The organism is Corynebacterium sp. HMSC034H07, from assembly GCF_001815175.1.
Taxonomy (GTDB): Bacteria; Actinomycetota; Actinomycetes; order Mycobacteriales; family Mycobacteriaceae; genus Corynebacterium; species Corynebacterium hiratae.
This window is the reverse complement of record NZ_KV819526.1, coordinates 41,954-57,373: the sequence shown is the minus strand read 5'-3', so window position 1 is coordinate 57,373 and position 15,420 is coordinate 41,954. Positions and strand designations below refer to the sequence as shown.

Genomic DNA, 15,420 nt, shown 5'->3' with positions numbered 1-15,420 from the left:
ACCCCGATAACCGCGATGCCGGAATACCAAGAAGCACTAGCCAGACTCAACACCGAACAAGCAGGACAACCACCAGAGGAACCACCCGACAGCAGTTAACACCCCAACCACCAAACACAAAAAGCGCCGGTAACCTGCGCCAACACCAAGCACCCGCCAATCGAAAGATGGTTGACGGGCATATCGGCGATCCTTAACCACGCTTCACTCGCCGCCGGATACAGCAGGGGCAGCCACGGCAGGATCCTTAAGCCCTTAAAGGCGAAGCCCGCCAAGCACAACAAGGTAGATGGGAAGCCGGCAATCCCTGGTTACGCCCCACCGTCCCAGTAGTGCGGGTGTCCCCGCTTCCCTTTTAAGGGACAACGTGCACTGTCACGAATGCGGGGAGCTTGTTAACGTGTTAGCAGCTGCAGGAAGCGCAACAACTCTTACGCATGAAAGGGCTATTCGTGACCAACCCAGTAAGCGCATGGAAGATTACCACTGCTATTGCAGTCGCAGGCAGTGTCCTCTTGCTCATTCTGTACGTGGGTTTAAGTCGCCATTACAACGCCCAAGAGCTCGCCATGCTTGTAGATGGTGCCAACGCCAACGGCCAGGACTACTCGGTGACAATCCACAACCAGCTCACCGGAAGCTACTCATTTAATGCTGAGTAGCTTTCATCCACAGCCGTAGATCACGCGGCATCTCGTAAACTCCAGCCGGCGCAGGATCTGAATCTGCCCGGTAATGGCAGCCGGCGCGAGGGATTTGAGCCGGCGGTGCCGGCCGTGGCCGCACCAGTGGTTTTGAGCACTGGCTGCCTTACTCGGCGTCGGTGGACAGCGCTGCCACGAAGGCCTCCTGCGGCACGGACACGGAACCGATGGACTTCATGCGCTTCTTACCGGCCTTCTGCTTCTCCAGCAGCTTGCGCTTACGGGAGATATCGCCGCCATAGCACTTGGCCAGAACATCCTTGCGCATGGCGCGGATGTTCTCACGCGCGATGATCTTCGAACCGATGGCCGCCTGGACGGGCACCTCGAACTGCTGGCGTGGGATGAGCTCCTTGAGCTTCTTCGTCATCTTGTTGCCGTACCACTGCGCGGAATCTCGGTGCACGATGGCGGAGAAGGCATCCACCGGGTCACCGTTGAGGAGGATATCCACCTTCACCAGGTCCGCCAGCTGCTCGCCAGCCTCCTCGTAGTTGAGGGAAGCGTAGCCCTTGGTGCGGGACTTCAACATGTCGAAGAAGTCGAAGATGATTTCACCCAAGGGCATGGTGTAGCGCAGCTCCACGCGGTCCTCAGACAGGTAGTCCATGCCACCCATCTGACCGCGCTTGGACTGGCACAGCTCCATCGTCGAACCGACGAACTCCTCCGGCACGATGATGGTCATCTTCACGATCGGCTCGTAGACCTCACGCAGCTTGCCGCCGGGCCAGTCCGACGGGTTGTGCACCATGGACTCCTCGCCGTCCTCTGCCACCACGCGGTAGGTCACCGAAGGCGCAGTCGAAATCAGGTCCAAGCCAAACTCGCGCTCCAGACGGTCGCGCGTGATTTCCATGTGCAGCAGGCCCAGGAATCCGCAGCGGAAGCCGAAGCCCAGGGCGACGGAGGTCTCGGGCTCGAAGGTGAGGGAGGCGTCGTTAAGCTGCAGCTTCTCCAGCGCGTCACGCAGGTCCGGGAAGTCCGCCTGGGAGATCGGGAACAAGCCGGAGTACACCATAGGGTTCGGGTCGGCGTAGCCCTTGAGAGGCTCAGTAGCGCCATTCGACGCCCACGTAATCGTGTCACCCACCTTGGTCTCACGCACGTTCTTCACGCCCGTAATGAGGTAGCCCACCTCACCCGGGCCCAGCCCCTTACACTTCTGCATGGTGGGGCTGACGATGCCCACCTCGAGCAGCTCATGGTTGGTACCCGTGGCCATCATGGTGACCTTCTGGCGCGGGGTCAGTTTGCCATCCATCATGCGGATGTAGGTCACCACGCCGCGGTAAGTGTCATAGACGGAGTCGAAGACCATGGCACGGGCCGGGGCATCCTCGCCGAACTCGGACGTCGGTGCCGGGATGAGCTCAGCCACCTTATCCAGCAGCTCCGGCACGCCCTCGCCGGTCTTGCCGGACACGCGCAACACCTCCTCCGGCTCGCAGCCGATGATGTGGGCAATCTCCAGGGCGTACTTCTCCGGGTCGGCCGCGGGCAGGTCGATCTTGTTCAGGACCGGGATGATCTCCAGGTCATTTTCCATGGCCAGGTAAAGGTTGGCCAGGGTTTGGGCTTCGATGCCCTGGGCGGCGTCGACAAGCAGGATGGCGCCCTCGCAGGCCTCCAGCGCGCGGGAGACCTCGTAGGTAAAGTCCACGTGGCCAGGGGTATCAATCATCTGCATGACGATCTCCTGGCCCTCGAACTCACCGGAGCGAGGAATCCAGGGCAAGCGCACGTTCTGCGCCTTAATGGTGATGCCGCGCTCGCGCTCGATATCCATGTTGTCGAGGTATTGGTCGCGCATATCACGCTCCTCCACCACCTGCGACAACTGCAGGATGCGATCAGCCAGCGTCGACTTGCCGTGGTCGATGTGGGCGATAATGCAAAAGTTTCGGATCTTGGACGGATCCGTAAACGTAGTGGCCGCGAAGTTTGTAGACATGTGTTTAGAATAGACGACATGTCTAGGTTGGCACGCATTCTCGGTATCGGAGGCCCCGAGCCTGTCGACGTCGGTCTCGAGCGCATCACCGAAGGCTTGGGGTTGAACCAGAATGATTCCGTAACGGAACCGCGCAAGGCCGCCGACATTCGCGTCGAGTGTGCCGCCGCCCACCCGCGCAGCGTCTTCTTCACCCCCGACATGGACGGGCAGGCAGACTCCGGCGAGGTTGTCTGGGTGTGGGCACCCTCGGATGGCAAGCAGTCCCCGCCGCGCGAGCGGGCCGTGCTCATTGTCTCGCGCACGCGCACCACCGTGCTGGGTCTGCTCATCTCCCCCAACCCGGGCCACGCGAACAAAGAGGAATGGCTCGATATCGGCACCGGCGAATGGGACGAATCCGGCCGGCAGTGCTGGGTGCGGATGGACCGCGTGTTGGAAATCTCCGAGGAACAATGCCGCCGACAGGGCACGCTCTTCCCGGAACGCCGCTTCGAGCGCATTGCCAACCGGCTGCGCTCGCGTTATCACTGGGCCTGATTTGGGGATTCGGTCCGAGCCCTGCTAAATTTTTTGGGATGCCGGGGCACGCTGGCGGTCAGGACCTTGGGTCCGCCTTCCTCGGTTGCACATTCCTACGACTCTAAGAGGTATAACGATGGCAAACATCAAGTCCAAGCAGAAGCGCATCCTGACCAACGAGAAGTCTCGTCAGCGCAACAAGTCCGTACGCTCCGCCGTGCGTACCGAGATCCGCAAGTTCCGTGAGGCCGTCGCCGCTGGTGACAAGGCTGCAGCCGAGAAGCAGCTGCGCGTTGCCTCCCGCGCACTGGACAAGTCCGTGTCTAAGGGCGTCTTCCACCGCAACACTGCGGCTAACAAGAAGTCCGGCATGGCCACCGCCTTCAACAAGATGGCCTAAATGAAACCGCTCCTGAAGTGGGTCGGGGGAAAGCGCCAGCTGCTACCCGCTATCCACTCCGTGCTGCCCGAGAGCTTCGATACTTATGTCGAGCCTTTCTTGGGCGGCGGAGCGGTTCTTTTTTCTTTGGCGCCCGAACGCGCCCGGGTCAATGACCTGAACACCGAGCTCATCACCGTCTACGAGGTGGTCCGCGATAACGTGGACGAGCTCATCGCCCTGTTAAAGGGCTATCCGAATGATTCGGATTTCTTCTACGAGATGCGCGCCCGCGACCGCGAGCCGGGTTTTGCGCACTTGAGCCCCGTCGAACGGGCCTCCCGCACGATTTATTTGAATAAGACCTGTTACAACGGGCTTTATCGGGTGAATAACGCCGGCCAGTTTAATGCCCCGTTTGGCCGCTATGCCAACCCGAAGATCTGTGATGAGCCCAATCTGCGTGCGGTTTCGGAGTACCTGTCCTCCCACGACGTGACGTTTTATAACGGCGACTACGCCGCGGTGGAGGCCAACGAGGGGGATTTCGTTTACTTCGACCCGCCCTACGATCCGGTCAACCCCACGAGCAATTTCACCGGCTACCAGTCGGGTGGTTTTGGCCGCGCGGACCAGATTCGGCTGAAGGAAACCTGCGACGACCTCAACGCCCGCGGGGTGAAGTTCCTGCTGTCGAATTCCGCGACGGACTTCATCAAGGAGCTGTACGCGGACTACCACATCGACATCGTGGGGGCTACGCGCGCGGTGAATTCCGTGGCGTCGAAGCGCGGCAAGGTCGATGAGGTGCTCGTGCGCAATTATGCTTAACGACGCCGCCTGGGACCTCGTCTACCCCCACATCGCCGCCGACATCGCGGACCAGGGCTTTGCGGTGTTGCCCGCCGCGAAGCTGAAGGAGCTATCGGGCCGCGAGCCGCGGTTGATGGCCAAGCATGACTTTTCGGCGGCGCGCCCCGAGGTGTTTCGAAAGCACGGTTTGTCCATGCTGCCGATTCGCCGCGATGCCTACCTGATTGGCCGCTTTGACCTGTACCAGCCTTTCCCGGAGCAGGCCGGGCCGCTGAAGTCGATGCCGGTTCCGAGCCACATCCAGTCCATTGACTTCGAGAACCTGACCTCGGAGGCAGCGGCACTGACCGCGGCGAGCTTAAGCGGCATGCTCGAAGATTTCCTGGGCGGTGAGCTGGTGCCGACGGTCAGCGGGCGCATGTCGACGCTCACGCTACCCATGTGTATCGGCGGGCGCGACGTGGTGGTGGACCGCGCCCAGATGGAGATCGATGCCGGCTTCGAATCCGCCGAACACCTCGTGCTCGTGGAGGCGAAGAACCATCTCTCCCCCGACTTCAACATCCGCCAGCTCTACTTCCCTTTCCGCCGCTTCTCGCTGGCTCTGGATAAAGAGGTGGTGCCGGTGTACCTGGTCTACTCCAACGGCATTTTCCATTTCTACCGCTACGCGTTTAGACAGCCGGAGGACTTCCGCAGCATCGAGCTCGTAAGCGCGGCGCGCTATGTTTTGGGCGAGTCTGGCGTGACCGACGCGACGGTGCGCGCGGTGCTGGCGCGCACGCAGGTCGAGGGCACGCGCGTTCCCTTTCCGCAGGCGGACTCCTTTGCGCGGGTCATCAGCTTGCTGGAGAACCCTGTGCCCAAGGCGGAGATGCCCGAGGAATTTGGTTTTACTCCACGCCAGGCGGATTATTACACCAACGCCGCCCGCTACTTGGGCCTGAGCAAGCTCAACGGCACCCGCGATGAACGCAACCTCACCCTCATCGAGGCACTGGCCTGCCGCCCGGTGTTCCGGGACATGGTGCGGCACGTCGTGGATACGGGCCGAGCGGTGGATAAAGAAGAGGCAATGGTCTTCATGCGGGCGGCGAACCTGGGCCTGGGTGATTCGACCCTGCGCCGCCGCTCCGCCACGGTCGCGGCATGGTCGCAGTGGCTCGCGGAGCTGCTGGAACAGGACTAGGCAGCCTGGATGCCGGCCCACACCAGAGCGCAGCCGGCCACCACGAAGAAGGCGCCGGAGGCTATGTCGATCCACGGGCCGGCGGCCAGGAGGCGGCGGCGAATCGCGCGGGTGGAAATAACCGTCGAGAGAAAGACGAAGAGCAGATAGCTCGACAGCGCTAGGCTCAGCACCAGTGCCACCGATACCCACACCGGCGGGTGCGGCGGCAGCAGCGGGGCGACCATAGCGGCGAGGAAGAGCACGATCTTCGGGTTGGACAAGTTGGTAGCCAAACCCGTGCGGAAGACCTTGCCCACCGACCCCAAGCGTGCGGCCGCCTCCTCCTCATCGACGGGCGGCTGCTTGCGCAGCTCCAGCCCGGAGCGAATGGAGAGCACGCCCATAAACACCAGGAAACAGCCACCGATCACCTGAATCAACGAGAGGACACCGGGGAAGGCGGTGAGCAGGGCGGCCGCACCGAACACGGTCAGCGTGCACCAGAACAGCACGCCTACCTGGATGCCCGTCGCCGCCGCAATGGCGTGGCGGCGCGAGCGCGTGGCATAGCGCGTCACTAGGACGATGTCCGGGCCGGGTGCTGCCGCACCGACGAGATTCATCAGGAGGATGGCCGCAAACGCGGACCAGCTCATGACAGGCGCTCGAGAAGGTCCTCGCGGCCGAACATGCGGGCCGAGTCGAGGGCATTAGGCTGGCCGGCGGAGGGGTCGGCGCCGGCGTCGAGAAGCGCGTCGATCACCGCGTCTTCTTTCTTAAAAATCGCTCCGGCCAATGGCGACTGGCCACGGTCGTTGAGGAGGTTGACGTCGGCCCCCGCCGCGGCGAGCTGGCGTACCAGCTCCGCATGGCCGTGGTAGGCGGCAAGCATAATGAAGGACTGCCCGTCCTGGTTCACCGTGTCCACGTTGACGCCCTGCTTGATGTACTCGAGCAGCGTGGCATCGCCGTTGCGGGCAAAGTCAAAAAGCTTGGTGGCAAAGTTCTGGATGTCATCCATGGAGGGTTAGTCTAGCGCGCCAGCTCCGCCACCCGTTTAACGGCCGCCTCGATGGCGAAGTCCTCGTCCCCGCCCTGGCCCTTGACCGCAGCATCCAGCTCCGCCATGAGGATCACGGCCTTGGTGATATTCTCCCCCGACCAGCGCCGCGCCACCGGTTGGGTGAGTTTTACCGCGTAGGGCGCCATGCCGGTCTGGGAGGCCAGGGAATACTGATCCCCGCGCGCGGAGTAAAGCCGCGCGATATTGCCCACCTTGTTAGCCAGCGCCGAGGCGATGGCCACGGGGCTCGCCCCTAACTGCAGCGCTCGACGGCACGTGGAGACCGCCGCCTCCACGCGGCCAGCCACAGCAGCATCCGCAATATCCCAATTGGCCACCTCAGCCACGCCCACGTAATACGCGTGCACCGCCTCGCGGGTTACCTTGCCACCTGTGTCGAAGACCAATTGCGAGATGGCGGAGGCGAGTTCACGGAGGTCGGAGCCGACGCCGTCGAGAAGCGCCTGCACCACATCCGGGGTCGGTCGCACCCCGTGCGAGGCGAACTCGCGGGTGGCCCACTGCGCGAGCTCGTTCGGGTAGAGGGAAAAGACCTCGTGCACCTCGGCCGTCTTGCGCAGCGCCGCGATGAGCTCCGGCGGCTTCTTCTTTTTCTTCAGCGTCTTCGCCGTCACCGAGTAGATCAAAATGAGCGTGATGCCGGGCATCGGGTTGGCGCAGGCGTCGAGGAGGATCTTCGTGACCTCCTTACCGGCCCTCTCCACGTCGCTGATGACGATGACGCGGTCCTCCCCAAACAGGGAGGGGCTGGTCGCTTCCAGGATTTCGCCCTCGCTGACCTCGGAGGCCTTGAGCTTGGTTACTTCGCCGTGTTGGATACTCAGGCGGGCGCGCTCGGCCAGGAATTCGTCATCGCCGAGGATGAGGTGCACGGGGGCTGAAGACATGCCTGTCATCTTAGCAACGCCGCGATGATCCACCCGCCGAGCAGCAGCACCGCGATAGGGCCGGCGGCCACGGTGGTCACGGGCATCGAGGAGGCGACAAAGTGGATCCAATCCGCCAAGGGCTCAATGAGGATCACAAGCGGCCTGCCCAGCCCCACCTGCGCCAGGGCGGCGGCGATAAGCCCCACGACGGTGATGACCGGCACGACCGGAGCCACCAACACGTTGGCGATGACAGAGACCACCGAGACCCGCCCGGACATCAGCGCGATGAGCGGCATGGTCACGATATCCGCGGCGATGGCCACGGCGAAGGCGCGGGCGACAATACCTGTGCCCAACACGCGCAACAGCAGCGGGCTGAGTACTACGATGCCGGCGGTCGCCGCCACGGAAAGCGCGAAGCCGAAGCTGACGGCCAGGTCGCTATCCGCCGCGAGGAGAAACAGCACGCCGAGGGAGAGCGCATGGAGCGGTTCCATCTTCGAGGAGTGGAGCACCGCCACCAAACCGGCCAGCCCAGCGACGGTGGCGCGCTGGACGGAGGGCTCCCACCCCACCAGCGCCACGAATAACGCCAACGCGCTTGCCGACGCCCCCACCCTCGCCCGCGGCCCCGGCACCACCAACGCGGCCGCGGTGCACACGATGGCGACGTTAGAGCCCGACACAGCACTCAAGTGCGACAGCCCGGTGTCGATGTAAAGCTGCTTGTCCTCGGGGCTTTGCAGGCTGGTATCGCCCAGCACCATGCCAGGGATAAGGCCGTTATCGCACACGGCGCGGAAGTTCTCCGCCACCGCGGCGGTCCAGCTATGGGCGTGCGCGGTGAGTTCGCCGCTGAAGACGGTCTGCCCTACCCCTACCCGGTCAGACGGACCGGGGTGACCGTGCACCGTGACAAGGGAGCCGCTGAAGGCCTCCGGTTTTTCCTTGAGGAAGACCGGCAGCTGCGCCGGGTAGCCGGGCACGCGCAAGCGCACCATCCACCCGGAGGCGGTCTGGGTGGGGTCGGCGGCAAGTTTTCCCGTCACCTCCGAACCAAAATGAAAGCCCGCCGCGCGCACCGAGCGCACATGCGCAAGGGTGGCAAAGATGGCCCCACTTGCCGCGCACAAGATGCCCTGGCCACGCCACTGCCCGCGCGCTAAAGCGAAGAGCACGAGCCCACCCAGCAGCCAGGGGTAGCCGAAAAGTACTGCGAGCGTGGCCAACCATGCGACCACCGCGGCGGGTACGAGCCGCAGTTCCCTCACGGCCGAACCTTGTCCTTGAGCTTCGCGAACTTCGCCGGTCCGATGCCGGAGACGTCCATGAGTTGCTCCACGGTGGTAAAGCTCCCGACTTCCTCGCGGTGCGCGATGATCGCCGCAGCCGTGGCCGGCCCTACCCCGGGAAGCTCAGTGAGCTCCTCCGCGGTGGCGGAGTTGAGGGAGATAGTGTCTTCGGCCGCAGCGCCTGGGGCAGCGGGTGGAGCGCCGACGGTGATCTGTTCGCCGTCGTTAAGCTTCTGCGCCAGGTTGAGGTTGTCGGTGGGCACGCGCGGGCGTGCCACCTCAAGGGCGTCGTTGATGCGCGCGCCCGGTGCCAAGGTCACCAGGCCCGGCTGCTCGACGTCGCCCACGACGGAGACCACGATGTCGGCCGCCACCTCGCTGCTCGGTGCGGCCACCTCATAAGGGTTCTCCGCGCTGCGGCTCAGCCCCAGCCAGGCGAGGAGCGCGACGCCGGCTAGCCCGGCTACGACAAGCGCCAACCAGGGCGGGACGCGCAAGCGCGGAAAGTCGACGTTGAGCAGTTCTTCTTCCCCGGTGGGGCGGGTGAGGTCGCGGAGACGATCAGCAATGGCGTTCATGCCCGCGACGCTACGCAGCGCCCACACCCCCGTCGAGGGCTTAAGCCGCAGCCTGTGGATAACTTGTTGAAGACATCAACAACGTCTTTAGCTCGGCTCCGCCGTCAGCTAAAGACCGCGGAGACGCCGATGGCTCCGGGGCCGACGTGGACCGCGAGGACGTCGGTAAGCGGCACCAGCATGAAGGAGGAATCCGGCAACGCCAAGCGCAGTAGGTCCTCCAGCCGGCGGGCCGAGACCTTGTCCTCGTTGTACTGCACCACGATGAACGCCGGCTTGCCCTCCGCGCGGGAGGCCACCAGATCCACGAGCTTGGTAAAGGCCTTGGTTTGGGTGCGGGTCTTGCCCACCATCTCCAGCTTGCCGCCCGCAATCGCCATGATTGGCTTGGTGGCCAGCAGCGCGGTCGACAGCATCGCCGTGGCCGCGGACATGCGCCCGGAACGGCGCAGCTCCTCCGTCGAGCTGAGATAGACCAAGGTGTGCCCGCGCTCGAGGGTGTTGATGGCGGCGGCATAGCACTCGTCGAGTGAGGCGCCTTCCTGGGCAAGCTTCGCTGCGGCCATGGCAGCGGCACCCATGACCATGCCCGCGGTGCCGGAATCGATGACGCGCACGGTGTCGGGGAAAACGCCGGAGGCAGTCACCGCCGCCGACCACGTCGAGGACAGTTCCTTCGACAGGTGGATGGCTAGCACCCCGTCATCGCCGGAGCGTTCCATCTGACGGCCATACAGGGCCGCTAGCTCCAAGGCAGTCAGACCAGAGGTGGACAGCTCCGCGCCATCTTTGCCGTGGCTTTCCATGACGTGCAGGTCCACGACGCAGATGTCGAGCTCCTCGACGATATCCGCCGGCAACCCCGCGGCGGAATCGGTGACGACGCGAATCACTAGACGTCCGCCCCGGCGCCACCAACGACGGCGCCGCCCATGTTCCAGCCGTCGAGGTACCACTGGGCGCGGGCGACGTTCTCCGGGGTGAATTCCAGCGGGGAGAGCGGACGAGCGGCATCGAACTCGGGCCGCGCGGTCAGCTGCGACCAGTGAGTGTTCTTCAAACCGGAGAGAATCCCGTACTGGTGGTGCTCAAGGCCCAATAGGTGGCAGGTCAGCGCGGAAATGGCGCCGCCGTGCGCGACGACAAGCACCGCGCCTTCATCCCAGTCGAAGTGCTCCTGCATGAGCTCATCAATGACCGGGCGGGCTCGGTTGGCCACATCGACGCGGCTTTCGCCCTGCGGCGGCGCCCAGGTGGGGTCGTGGCGCCACAGCGCACGCGCCCCGGGGTACTGCTCATCCACCTCGGCGGAGGTCATCCCCTGCCACTCCCCCAGGTGGGTTTCACGCAGGCGCTTATCGACGGTTACCGCAAGCCCCAAGTGACGGGCGATGATCTCAGCGGTTTCGCGGGCACGGATGAGGTCCGAGGCGACAACCGCGGTGATGCCTTTATCCTCGAGCAGGTCAGCGGCAGCGCGCGCTTGGGAGTACCCTACGTCCGACAGCTCGGTGTCCAGGTGCCCCTGCATCCGTCCGGTGGCGTTGTAGGTGGTTTGCCCGTGGCGGATGAGGAGGAGACGGCGGGTCATAATTCGTCATCTTCCGGCTCTGGCTGGGCCAGGGGAATCTCATCGATCGAGTCCACGTCGCGCGGGTTGACTTCATCAGACCACTCGCCGGGGCGTTCCGGGGTGTCCAGACCGGGGATGTCGAGAAGCGGGCAGTCGTGGTAGAGGCGATCCAGGCCGTAAAACTCGCGCTGATCGTTGCGCTGGACGTGGACCACGATGGGGCCGTAATCGAGCAAGACCCACCGGTTCTCACGATTGCCTTCGCGGCGCTTGGGCTCAAAGCCCTGCTTGGTCAGCTCGTCCTCGACTTCCTCAACGATGGACGCCACTTGGCGCTCGGTATCGGCGGAGGCCAAGACGAAGACCTCGGTAATCGCCAGCACGTCGGAAACGTCAATAGCGGCAATGTTGGTGGCCAACTTTTCATCCGCAGCCAAGGCGGCGGTTTCCGCCATCTGGCGTGCTTCATCAGTAATCGACATGACAATCCCTACACAAGTACTTTTCTCTTAAGAACTCTAGTCTTACACGACAAGGCGCATTTTCCTAGTCGAATTCCCCCCGCCTCTGCGCGGATACTACAGCGGTTTTTCCGGGTGCGGGCTGTAGAGGTGATTCTTGGCGATGTATTGCACCACCCCATCCGGCACCAGGTACCACACCGGCTGGCCCTGCTCGGCGCGGGCGCGGCAATCGGTGGAGGAAATGGCCATGGCAGGAATCTCGATCAGCTCGATGTCGTCTTGGGAGCCCTCCGGCAACATGTCCTTGCGTAGCTCGTAGCCGGGGCGGGTCACGCCAACGAAGTGCGCCATCTCCAGCATCTCTTCCCAGTTCCGCCAGCTCATGATGGAAGCGACAGAATCCGCACCGGTAATGAAGTAGAGCTCGGCATCGGGGAAAAGCTCGCGCAAGTCCCGCAGCGTATCGATGGTGTAGGTGGGGCCCTCGCGGTCAATGTCTACGCGGGAGACCGTAAAGCGCGGGTTTGAAGCGGTGGCCACCATGGTCATCAGGTAGCGATGCTCGGCGGCGGTGACCTGCTTATCTGCCTTCTGCCAGGGCTGGCCGGTGGGCACGAAGACCACCGTATCGAGGCGGAAACGGTGGGCTACCTCGCTAGCAGCGACGAGGTGGCCATTGTGGATCGGATCGAAGGTGCCACCCATGATGCCGATGCGTTGTGGACTAGTCATGGCTGGTGAGTATACCGGCCACAGCATCAATGACCTGCACGTCCTGCTCGGTAGGCTCCCCCAGGAAGTAGGAGGCATGGCGCTTGGCCTTCGTGGCTAACGCTCGGTTGGCGGCTTCCGGGGAGAAGTCGCAGACGAAGTCACCGTCCAAGCAATAATCGACGGAGCGGTGCTCCGGTAGCCCGGCGCGGTTCTGAACCCACGGCACCTGGTGGAGCGGATTGCCGAACGTCAGCACCGCATGCAGGCGCCCGGTCTCAGCGAGGTAGCTTTGGGCGCTTGTCGCGACGAGCGCGCCCTGCGAGTAGCCGGCGGCCACCCAGCGCGGGCGGCAGCCGGTGGTGGATTCATAGTCTTCGACCACCTTCGGGGCGTTGCGGACACCGGTGCGCAGACTATCGACGGCCCCCAGCGTCACCGAATACGCCAAGTCCCCAATGGGGTGCTGCTGGAGGATCTCCATGATTCGCCGCACGACGTCACGCGGGCTGAGGACCTCTCCCTCCTGAGCCAAGGGCGGCAGGTTCATGGCGGCGGGGTATGCCTCCGGATCGAGCGCAAGTACATAGACGCCATCCATAGCGCCCAGGTGGCGCTGCTCGACCTGGTGAAACAGCGCAGCAAAGTTACGCCCCTCAAAGCCCGTGGATTCTGGCGCACGCGCGGAGTAGCGCTGCGGGCCCACGTATTCGCCTTGCTCCTCGTTCTGATCCGAGCCGCGCGCGACAAGCACCGCGGTGTCGGGGCAGGTGTCGATACCGCCCGCCAAGGCCGCAGGAACGTTCAGGAGAAACGCTGCTGCGCCAAGCGCGGCACACATGCTAAGAGAAAGAGGCTTCACCCTTTCCTGTTTAGCGGAAACGAACGCTGTCTACCATGCGGCCGATGGAATCGTAGACCTGGTTATCCCACTCGTGGTAGGTGAAGAAGTACTGGCCGTGAGAGCCGCCAGTGGGCTTAGCGGCGTAGAGGGTATGGGCGGAGAGATCGCACACGGCATCGAGGGGCAGGCAGTAGTCCACGCGGCTGACGTTGGCGCGCATCTGAGGGAAGTGGCCCATCGGGCCGCCCGCACCCTGGGTCGCACCGACAACGGCCGGATCCCCGGCGCGGGTCAGCGGGTTGCCAAAGGTCACGACACCGGCGAGCTGGCCGCGGTGGGCTAGCTCCAGCTCGTGGTTGGACAGGACCATAGCACCTTGGGAGTAGCCGGAAAGGATGTACTGCGGGTGGCAGCCGGTAGCGGCCTCGTAGTTGTTGATGGCGCTGGTCACGCCGCGCTTGCCGGTCTGTACGGAGTACATGAACTGGTTGATGGCGGAGACCGCGGTGTTGATGACCGGGTTGGCGTACTGTGCGGCCAGGCGAACCAAGTCGGCCGCGGTGGTGGGCAGCGACTCGTTCGGCACGGAATACTCCGGGTACGTCGCCGGGTAGTATTGCGGCTCCAGGCCCAACACGTAGACGTCCTTCATCAGGGAGTTGCCGCCGTGTGTTGCCTGATAGCGCGCTTCAGCGCCGTGCAGCATGGCGCGGATGGATTCGCCTTCCCACCCATTGGAGGCTCGGCCACCCTGGTTGGAGTACTGCGTGGGGTAGATCTGGCCGTTCTGGCCGGAGCCGCGCGCGGCGACGACGACCACGGCGGGGCACTGTTCCTCGGCATGCGCGGCGGGTACAGATACGGTGTTCGGGACGATGAGGGCGGCCGCGGCCACGACGGCGGCGGCGACGGAGGAAGCAATGCGGGACAGCATGAGCGGAAGGCACCAATCAGTTCTTTGTTATTACCGCGCTTTAGAGTACCCAGTCCTGTCCCGCCGCGCAGCACGAACCCCACACAAGGCGAACAATCTACTCGAAAAGTTTTCGAGTAGGATGTTTTGCGCAGGTCAGGCTCGAAAAATTCCTTTCGAGTAGCTTTCGAGTAGCTTTCGAGCCGCCTCTAGGGGCGCGTCTGGCCGGTGCCCTGCAGCACCCACTTGGTAGACGTCAGCTCCGGTAGAGCCATCGGGCCGCGCGCGTGCAACTTCTGGGTGGAAATGCCGATTTCTGCGCCCATGCCGTAGACCTCACCGTCAGTAAACGCGGTGGAGGCGTTGAGCATGACTGCTGCAGCATCCACCTCGTTGGCGAAGGTCAGCAGCACGTCAGCGTCCTGGGCGGCGATGGCTTCGGTGTGGCCGGTGGTGTACTCGGCGATGTGCGCGATGGCGCCATCAACACCATCGACCACCTTGGCGCAGATATCCATGGAGAGGAATTCTTCTCGCCACTCCTCGTCGGTGGCCTCCACGGCGTCTTTAACGCCGAAGGCCTGGAGCTCCTTCACATCGCCGTGGATGGTGACCCCTGCCTCCTGGAGGGAGGTGATGATGCGGAGCTTTGCGGCGTCGTCAAGCGCGGCGTCGATCAGCACGCCTTCCGTAGCATTGCACACCGAGGTGCGGCGGGTCTTGCCGTTGATCACCATATCGGTAGCCTTGTCCAGGTCAGCGGAGGCATCGACGTAGAAGTGGCAATTGCCGGTACCCGTCTCGATGGCGGGGACGGTAGCGTTTTCCACCACGGCATTGATGAGGCGCGCGCCGCCGCGCGGGATGACCAGGTCCACCAGTCCGCGGGCGGTGATGAGGTCCTGCACAGAATCGTGGGTCTCACAGGGCAAAAGCTGCACGCCTTCGCGCGGCAAATCGAACTCCACGAGGGTGTCCTGGAGGAGCTCCACGAGCTTAGCGTTGGAGTTCTTCGCGGACTTGGAGCCGCGCAGCAGCGGCACGTTGCCGGACTTCAGGGCCAAGCCGAAAGCATCGACGGTGACGTTCGGGCGGGCCTCATAGACCATGCCCATCACGCCGAGCGGCACGCGAACCTGCTTCATCTGGATGCCGTTATCCATGGTGCGGCCCTGCAGGATCTCCCCTACCGGGTCCTGGAGGGAGGCCACCTGGCGCAGGCCGCCGGCAATGCCCTCGATGCGGGCGGCGTCCAGCGACAGGCGGTCGATGAGGGACTCGGACATACCGTTGGCGCGGCCGGCTTCGATATCGAGCTGGTTAGCAGCGAGGATGTCCTCGGTGTGCGCGATGAGGTTTTCCGCGGCGCGATTGAGAATCTCGTTCTTGCGCGGGGTGGTCAGCTGCGCGAACTGCGGCGCCACCGCCTTGGCGGCGCGGGCTTTGGACAGAACTTCTTCACGTTCGGTGTTGCTCATGCCATACCAGCGTACGGAAGGTCTGCCCGCTTGTCAGGGATTTTGTGCAGCTATGGGCGCGGATCGGC

18 protein-coding genes are annotated in these 15,420 nt (G+C 63.7%); 5 read left to right on the top strand and 13 right to left on the bottom strand.

The genetic code is table 11. From position 1 onward, the window contains the following. The first annotated feature begins 452 nt into the window (after positions 1-452). Positions 453-662 carry a hypothetical protein gene (locus HMPREF3009_RS06780; protein WP_046649061.1) on the top strand — a complete coding sequence of 70 codons (210 nt, stop codon included), beginning with the start codon at positions 453-455 and terminating at the stop codon, positions 660-662. A 148-nt stretch (positions 663-810) separates the two neighbouring features. Here the strand turns inward: HMPREF3009_RS06780 and lepA are convergent, their stop codons facing one another. Next, entirely contained in the window at positions 811-2,658 is a 1,848-nt protein-coding gene (gene lepA / locus HMPREF3009_RS06775; protein ID WP_049156442.1) for a translation elongation factor 4, read from the bottom strand. A gap of 18 nt (positions 2,659-2,676) precedes the next feature. Between lepA and HMPREF3009_RS06770 the strand changes: the two genes are divergently transcribed. The 4 genes from HMPREF3009_RS06770 (at position 2,677) to HMPREF3009_RS06755 (ending at position 5,561) form a co-directional block, all read left to right on the top strand. Continuing rightward, positions 2,677-3,198, top strand: a complete 522-nt coding sequence (locus tag HMPREF3009_RS06770) for a type II toxin-antitoxin system PemK/MazF family toxin (RefSeq protein WP_049156445.1) — start codon at positions 2,677-2,679, stop codon at positions 3,196-3,198. A 118-nt stretch (positions 3,199-3,316) separates the two neighbouring features. Continuing rightward, positions 3,317-3,580, top strand: coding sequence for a 30S ribosomal protein S20 (gene rpsT / locus HMPREF3009_RS06765; protein ID WP_010190855.1), 264 nt, complete (start codon positions 3,317-3,319; stop codon positions 3,578-3,580). Next, entirely contained in the window at positions 3,581-4,390 is an 810-nt protein-coding gene (locus HMPREF3009_RS06760; RefSeq protein WP_070680902.1) for a DNA adenine methylase, read from the top strand. Next, positions 4,383-5,561 (top strand): type II restriction enzyme, encoded by a 1,179-nt coding sequence (locus tag HMPREF3009_RS06755; RefSeq protein ID WP_232761006.1) that lies wholly within the window; start codon positions 4,383-4,385, stop codon positions 5,559-5,561. Before HMPREF3009_RS06760 ends, HMPREF3009_RS06755 begins: the two co-directional genes overlap by 8 nt. Here HMPREF3009_RS06755 and HMPREF3009_RS06750 read toward each other — a convergent pair. From HMPREF3009_RS06750 to HMPREF3009_RS06695, 12 genes are all read right to left on the bottom strand, one after another. Next, positions 5,558-6,199 (bottom strand): LysE family translocator, encoded by a 642-nt coding sequence (locus HMPREF3009_RS06750; protein WP_049156454.1) that lies wholly within the window; start codon positions 6,197-6,199, stop codon positions 5,558-5,560. The genes HMPREF3009_RS06755 and HMPREF3009_RS06750 overlap by 4 nt on opposite strands. Continuing rightward, entirely contained in the window at positions 6,196-6,564 is a 369-nt protein-coding gene (locus HMPREF3009_RS06745; protein WP_049156457.1) for an ankyrin repeat domain-containing protein, read from the bottom strand. Before HMPREF3009_RS06745 ends, HMPREF3009_RS06750 begins: the two co-directional genes overlap by 4 nt. Before the next feature lie 11 nt (positions 6,565-6,575). After that, on the bottom strand, positions 6,576-7,523 hold the full coding sequence (holA, locus tag HMPREF3009_RS06740; protein ID WP_046648994.1) for a DNA polymerase III subunit delta: 948 nt from the start codon (positions 7,521-7,523) through the stop codon (positions 6,576-6,578). Further along, positions 7,520-8,770 carry a ComEC/Rec2 family competence protein gene (locus HMPREF3009_RS06735; protein WP_070680895.1) on the bottom strand — a complete coding sequence of 417 codons (1,251 nt, stop codon included), beginning with the start codon at positions 8,768-8,770 and terminating at the stop codon, positions 7,520-7,522. Before HMPREF3009_RS06735 ends, holA begins: the two co-directional genes overlap by 4 nt. After that, complete coding sequence (locus tag HMPREF3009_RS06730; protein WP_070680905.1) at positions 8,767-9,369, bottom strand: ComEA family DNA-binding protein; 603 nt, start codon at positions 9,367-9,369, stop codon at positions 8,767-8,769. Before HMPREF3009_RS06730 ends, HMPREF3009_RS06735 begins: the two co-directional genes overlap by 4 nt. Before the next feature lie 104 nt (positions 9,370-9,473). Further along, positions 9,474-10,262 carry a DegV family protein gene (locus tag HMPREF3009_RS06725; protein ID WP_049156464.1) on the bottom strand — a complete coding sequence of 263 codons (789 nt, stop codon included), beginning with the start codon at positions 10,260-10,262 and terminating at the stop codon, positions 9,474-9,476. Continuing rightward, positions 10,262-10,960 carry a histidine phosphatase family protein gene (locus tag HMPREF3009_RS06720; RefSeq protein ID WP_070680892.1) on the bottom strand — a complete coding sequence of 233 codons (699 nt, stop codon included), beginning with the start codon at positions 10,958-10,960 and terminating at the stop codon, positions 10,262-10,264. Before HMPREF3009_RS06720 ends, HMPREF3009_RS06725 begins: the two co-directional genes overlap by 1 nt. Then, on the bottom strand, positions 10,957-11,424 hold the full coding sequence (gene rsfS / locus HMPREF3009_RS06715; RefSeq protein ID WP_046648992.1) for a ribosome silencing factor: 468 nt from the start codon (positions 11,422-11,424) through the stop codon (positions 10,957-10,959). The genes HMPREF3009_RS06720 and rsfS overlap by 4 nt, the downstream gene beginning before the upstream one ends. Before the next feature lie 96 nt (positions 11,425-11,520). Continuing rightward, positions 11,521-12,138 carry a nicotinate-nucleotide adenylyltransferase gene (gene nadD / locus HMPREF3009_RS06710; protein ID WP_049156470.1) on the bottom strand — a complete coding sequence of 206 codons (618 nt, stop codon included), beginning with the start codon at positions 12,136-12,138 and terminating at the stop codon, positions 11,521-11,523. Beyond that, positions 12,131-12,979 (bottom strand): cutinase family protein, encoded by an 849-nt coding sequence (locus tag HMPREF3009_RS06705; protein ID WP_070680889.1) that lies wholly within the window; start codon positions 12,977-12,979, stop codon positions 12,131-12,133. The genes nadD and HMPREF3009_RS06705 overlap by 8 nt, the downstream gene beginning before the upstream one ends. Positions 12,980-12,989: 10 nt before the next feature. Then, on the bottom strand, positions 12,990-13,895 hold the full coding sequence (locus tag HMPREF3009_RS06700) for a cutinase family protein (protein ID WP_070680886.1): 906 nt from the start codon (positions 13,893-13,895) through the stop codon (positions 12,990-12,992). A 188-nt stretch (positions 13,896-14,083) separates the two neighbouring features. Further along, the gene (locus HMPREF3009_RS06695; RefSeq protein WP_070680883.1) at positions 14,084-15,352 is read right to left on the bottom strand and encodes a glutamate-5-semialdehyde dehydrogenase; all 1,269 of its coding nucleotides are present in this window, start codon (positions 15,350-15,352) and stop codon (positions 14,084-14,086) included. Between the last annotated feature and the right edge of the window lie 68 nt (positions 15,353-15,420).

Coding starts and splice junctions, on each gene's coding strand:
- lepA (WP_049156442.1), bottom strand. CDS start 2,658: ATGTCTACAAACTTCGCGGCCACTACGTTTACGGATCCGTCCAAGATC.
- HMPREF3009_RS06770 (WP_049156445.1), top strand. CDS start 2,677: ATGTCTAGGTTGGCACGCATTCTCGGTATCGGAGGCCCCGAGCCTGTC.
- rpsT (WP_010190855.1), top strand. CDS start 3,317: ATGGCAAACATCAAGTCCAAGCAGAAGCGCATCCTGACCAACGAGAAG.
- HMPREF3009_RS06760 (WP_070680902.1), top strand. CDS start 3,581: ATGAAACCGCTCCTGAAGTGGGTCGGGGGAAAGCGCCAGCTGCTACCC.
- HMPREF3009_RS06755 (WP_232761006.1), top strand. CDS start 4,383: ATGCTTAACGACGCCGCCTGGGACCTCGTCTACCCCCACATCGCCGCC.
- HMPREF3009_RS06750 (WP_049156454.1), bottom strand. CDS start 6,199: ATGAGCTGGTCCGCGTTTGCGGCCATCCTCCTGATGAATCTCGTCGGT.
- HMPREF3009_RS06745 (WP_049156457.1), bottom strand. CDS start 6,564: ATGGATGACATCCAGAACTTTGCCACCAAGCTTTTTGACTTTGCCCGC.
- holA (WP_046648994.1), bottom strand. CDS start 7,523: ATGACAGGCATGTCTTCAGCCCCCGTGCACCTCATCCTCGGCGATGAC.
- HMPREF3009_RS06730 (WP_070680905.1), bottom strand. CDS start 9,369: ATGAACGCCATTGCTGATCGTCTCCGCGACCTCACCCGCCCCACCGGG.
- HMPREF3009_RS06720 (WP_070680892.1), bottom strand. CDS start 10,960: ATGACCCGCCGTCTCCTCCTCATCCGCCACGGGCAAACCACCTACAAC.
- rsfS (WP_046648992.1), bottom strand. CDS start 11,424: ATGTCGATTACTGATGAAGCACGCCAGATGGCGGAAACCGCCGCCTTG.
- nadD (WP_049156470.1), bottom strand. CDS start 12,138: ATGACTAGTCCACAACGCATCGGCATCATGGGTGGCACCTTCGATCCG.
- HMPREF3009_RS06700 (WP_070680886.1), bottom strand. CDS start 13,895: ATGCTGTCCCGCATTGCTTCCTCCGTCGCCGCCGCCGTCGTGGCCGCG.
- HMPREF3009_RS06695 (WP_070680883.1), bottom strand. CDS start 15,352: ATGAGCAACACCGAACGTGAAGAAGTTCTGTCCAAAGCCCGCGCCGCC.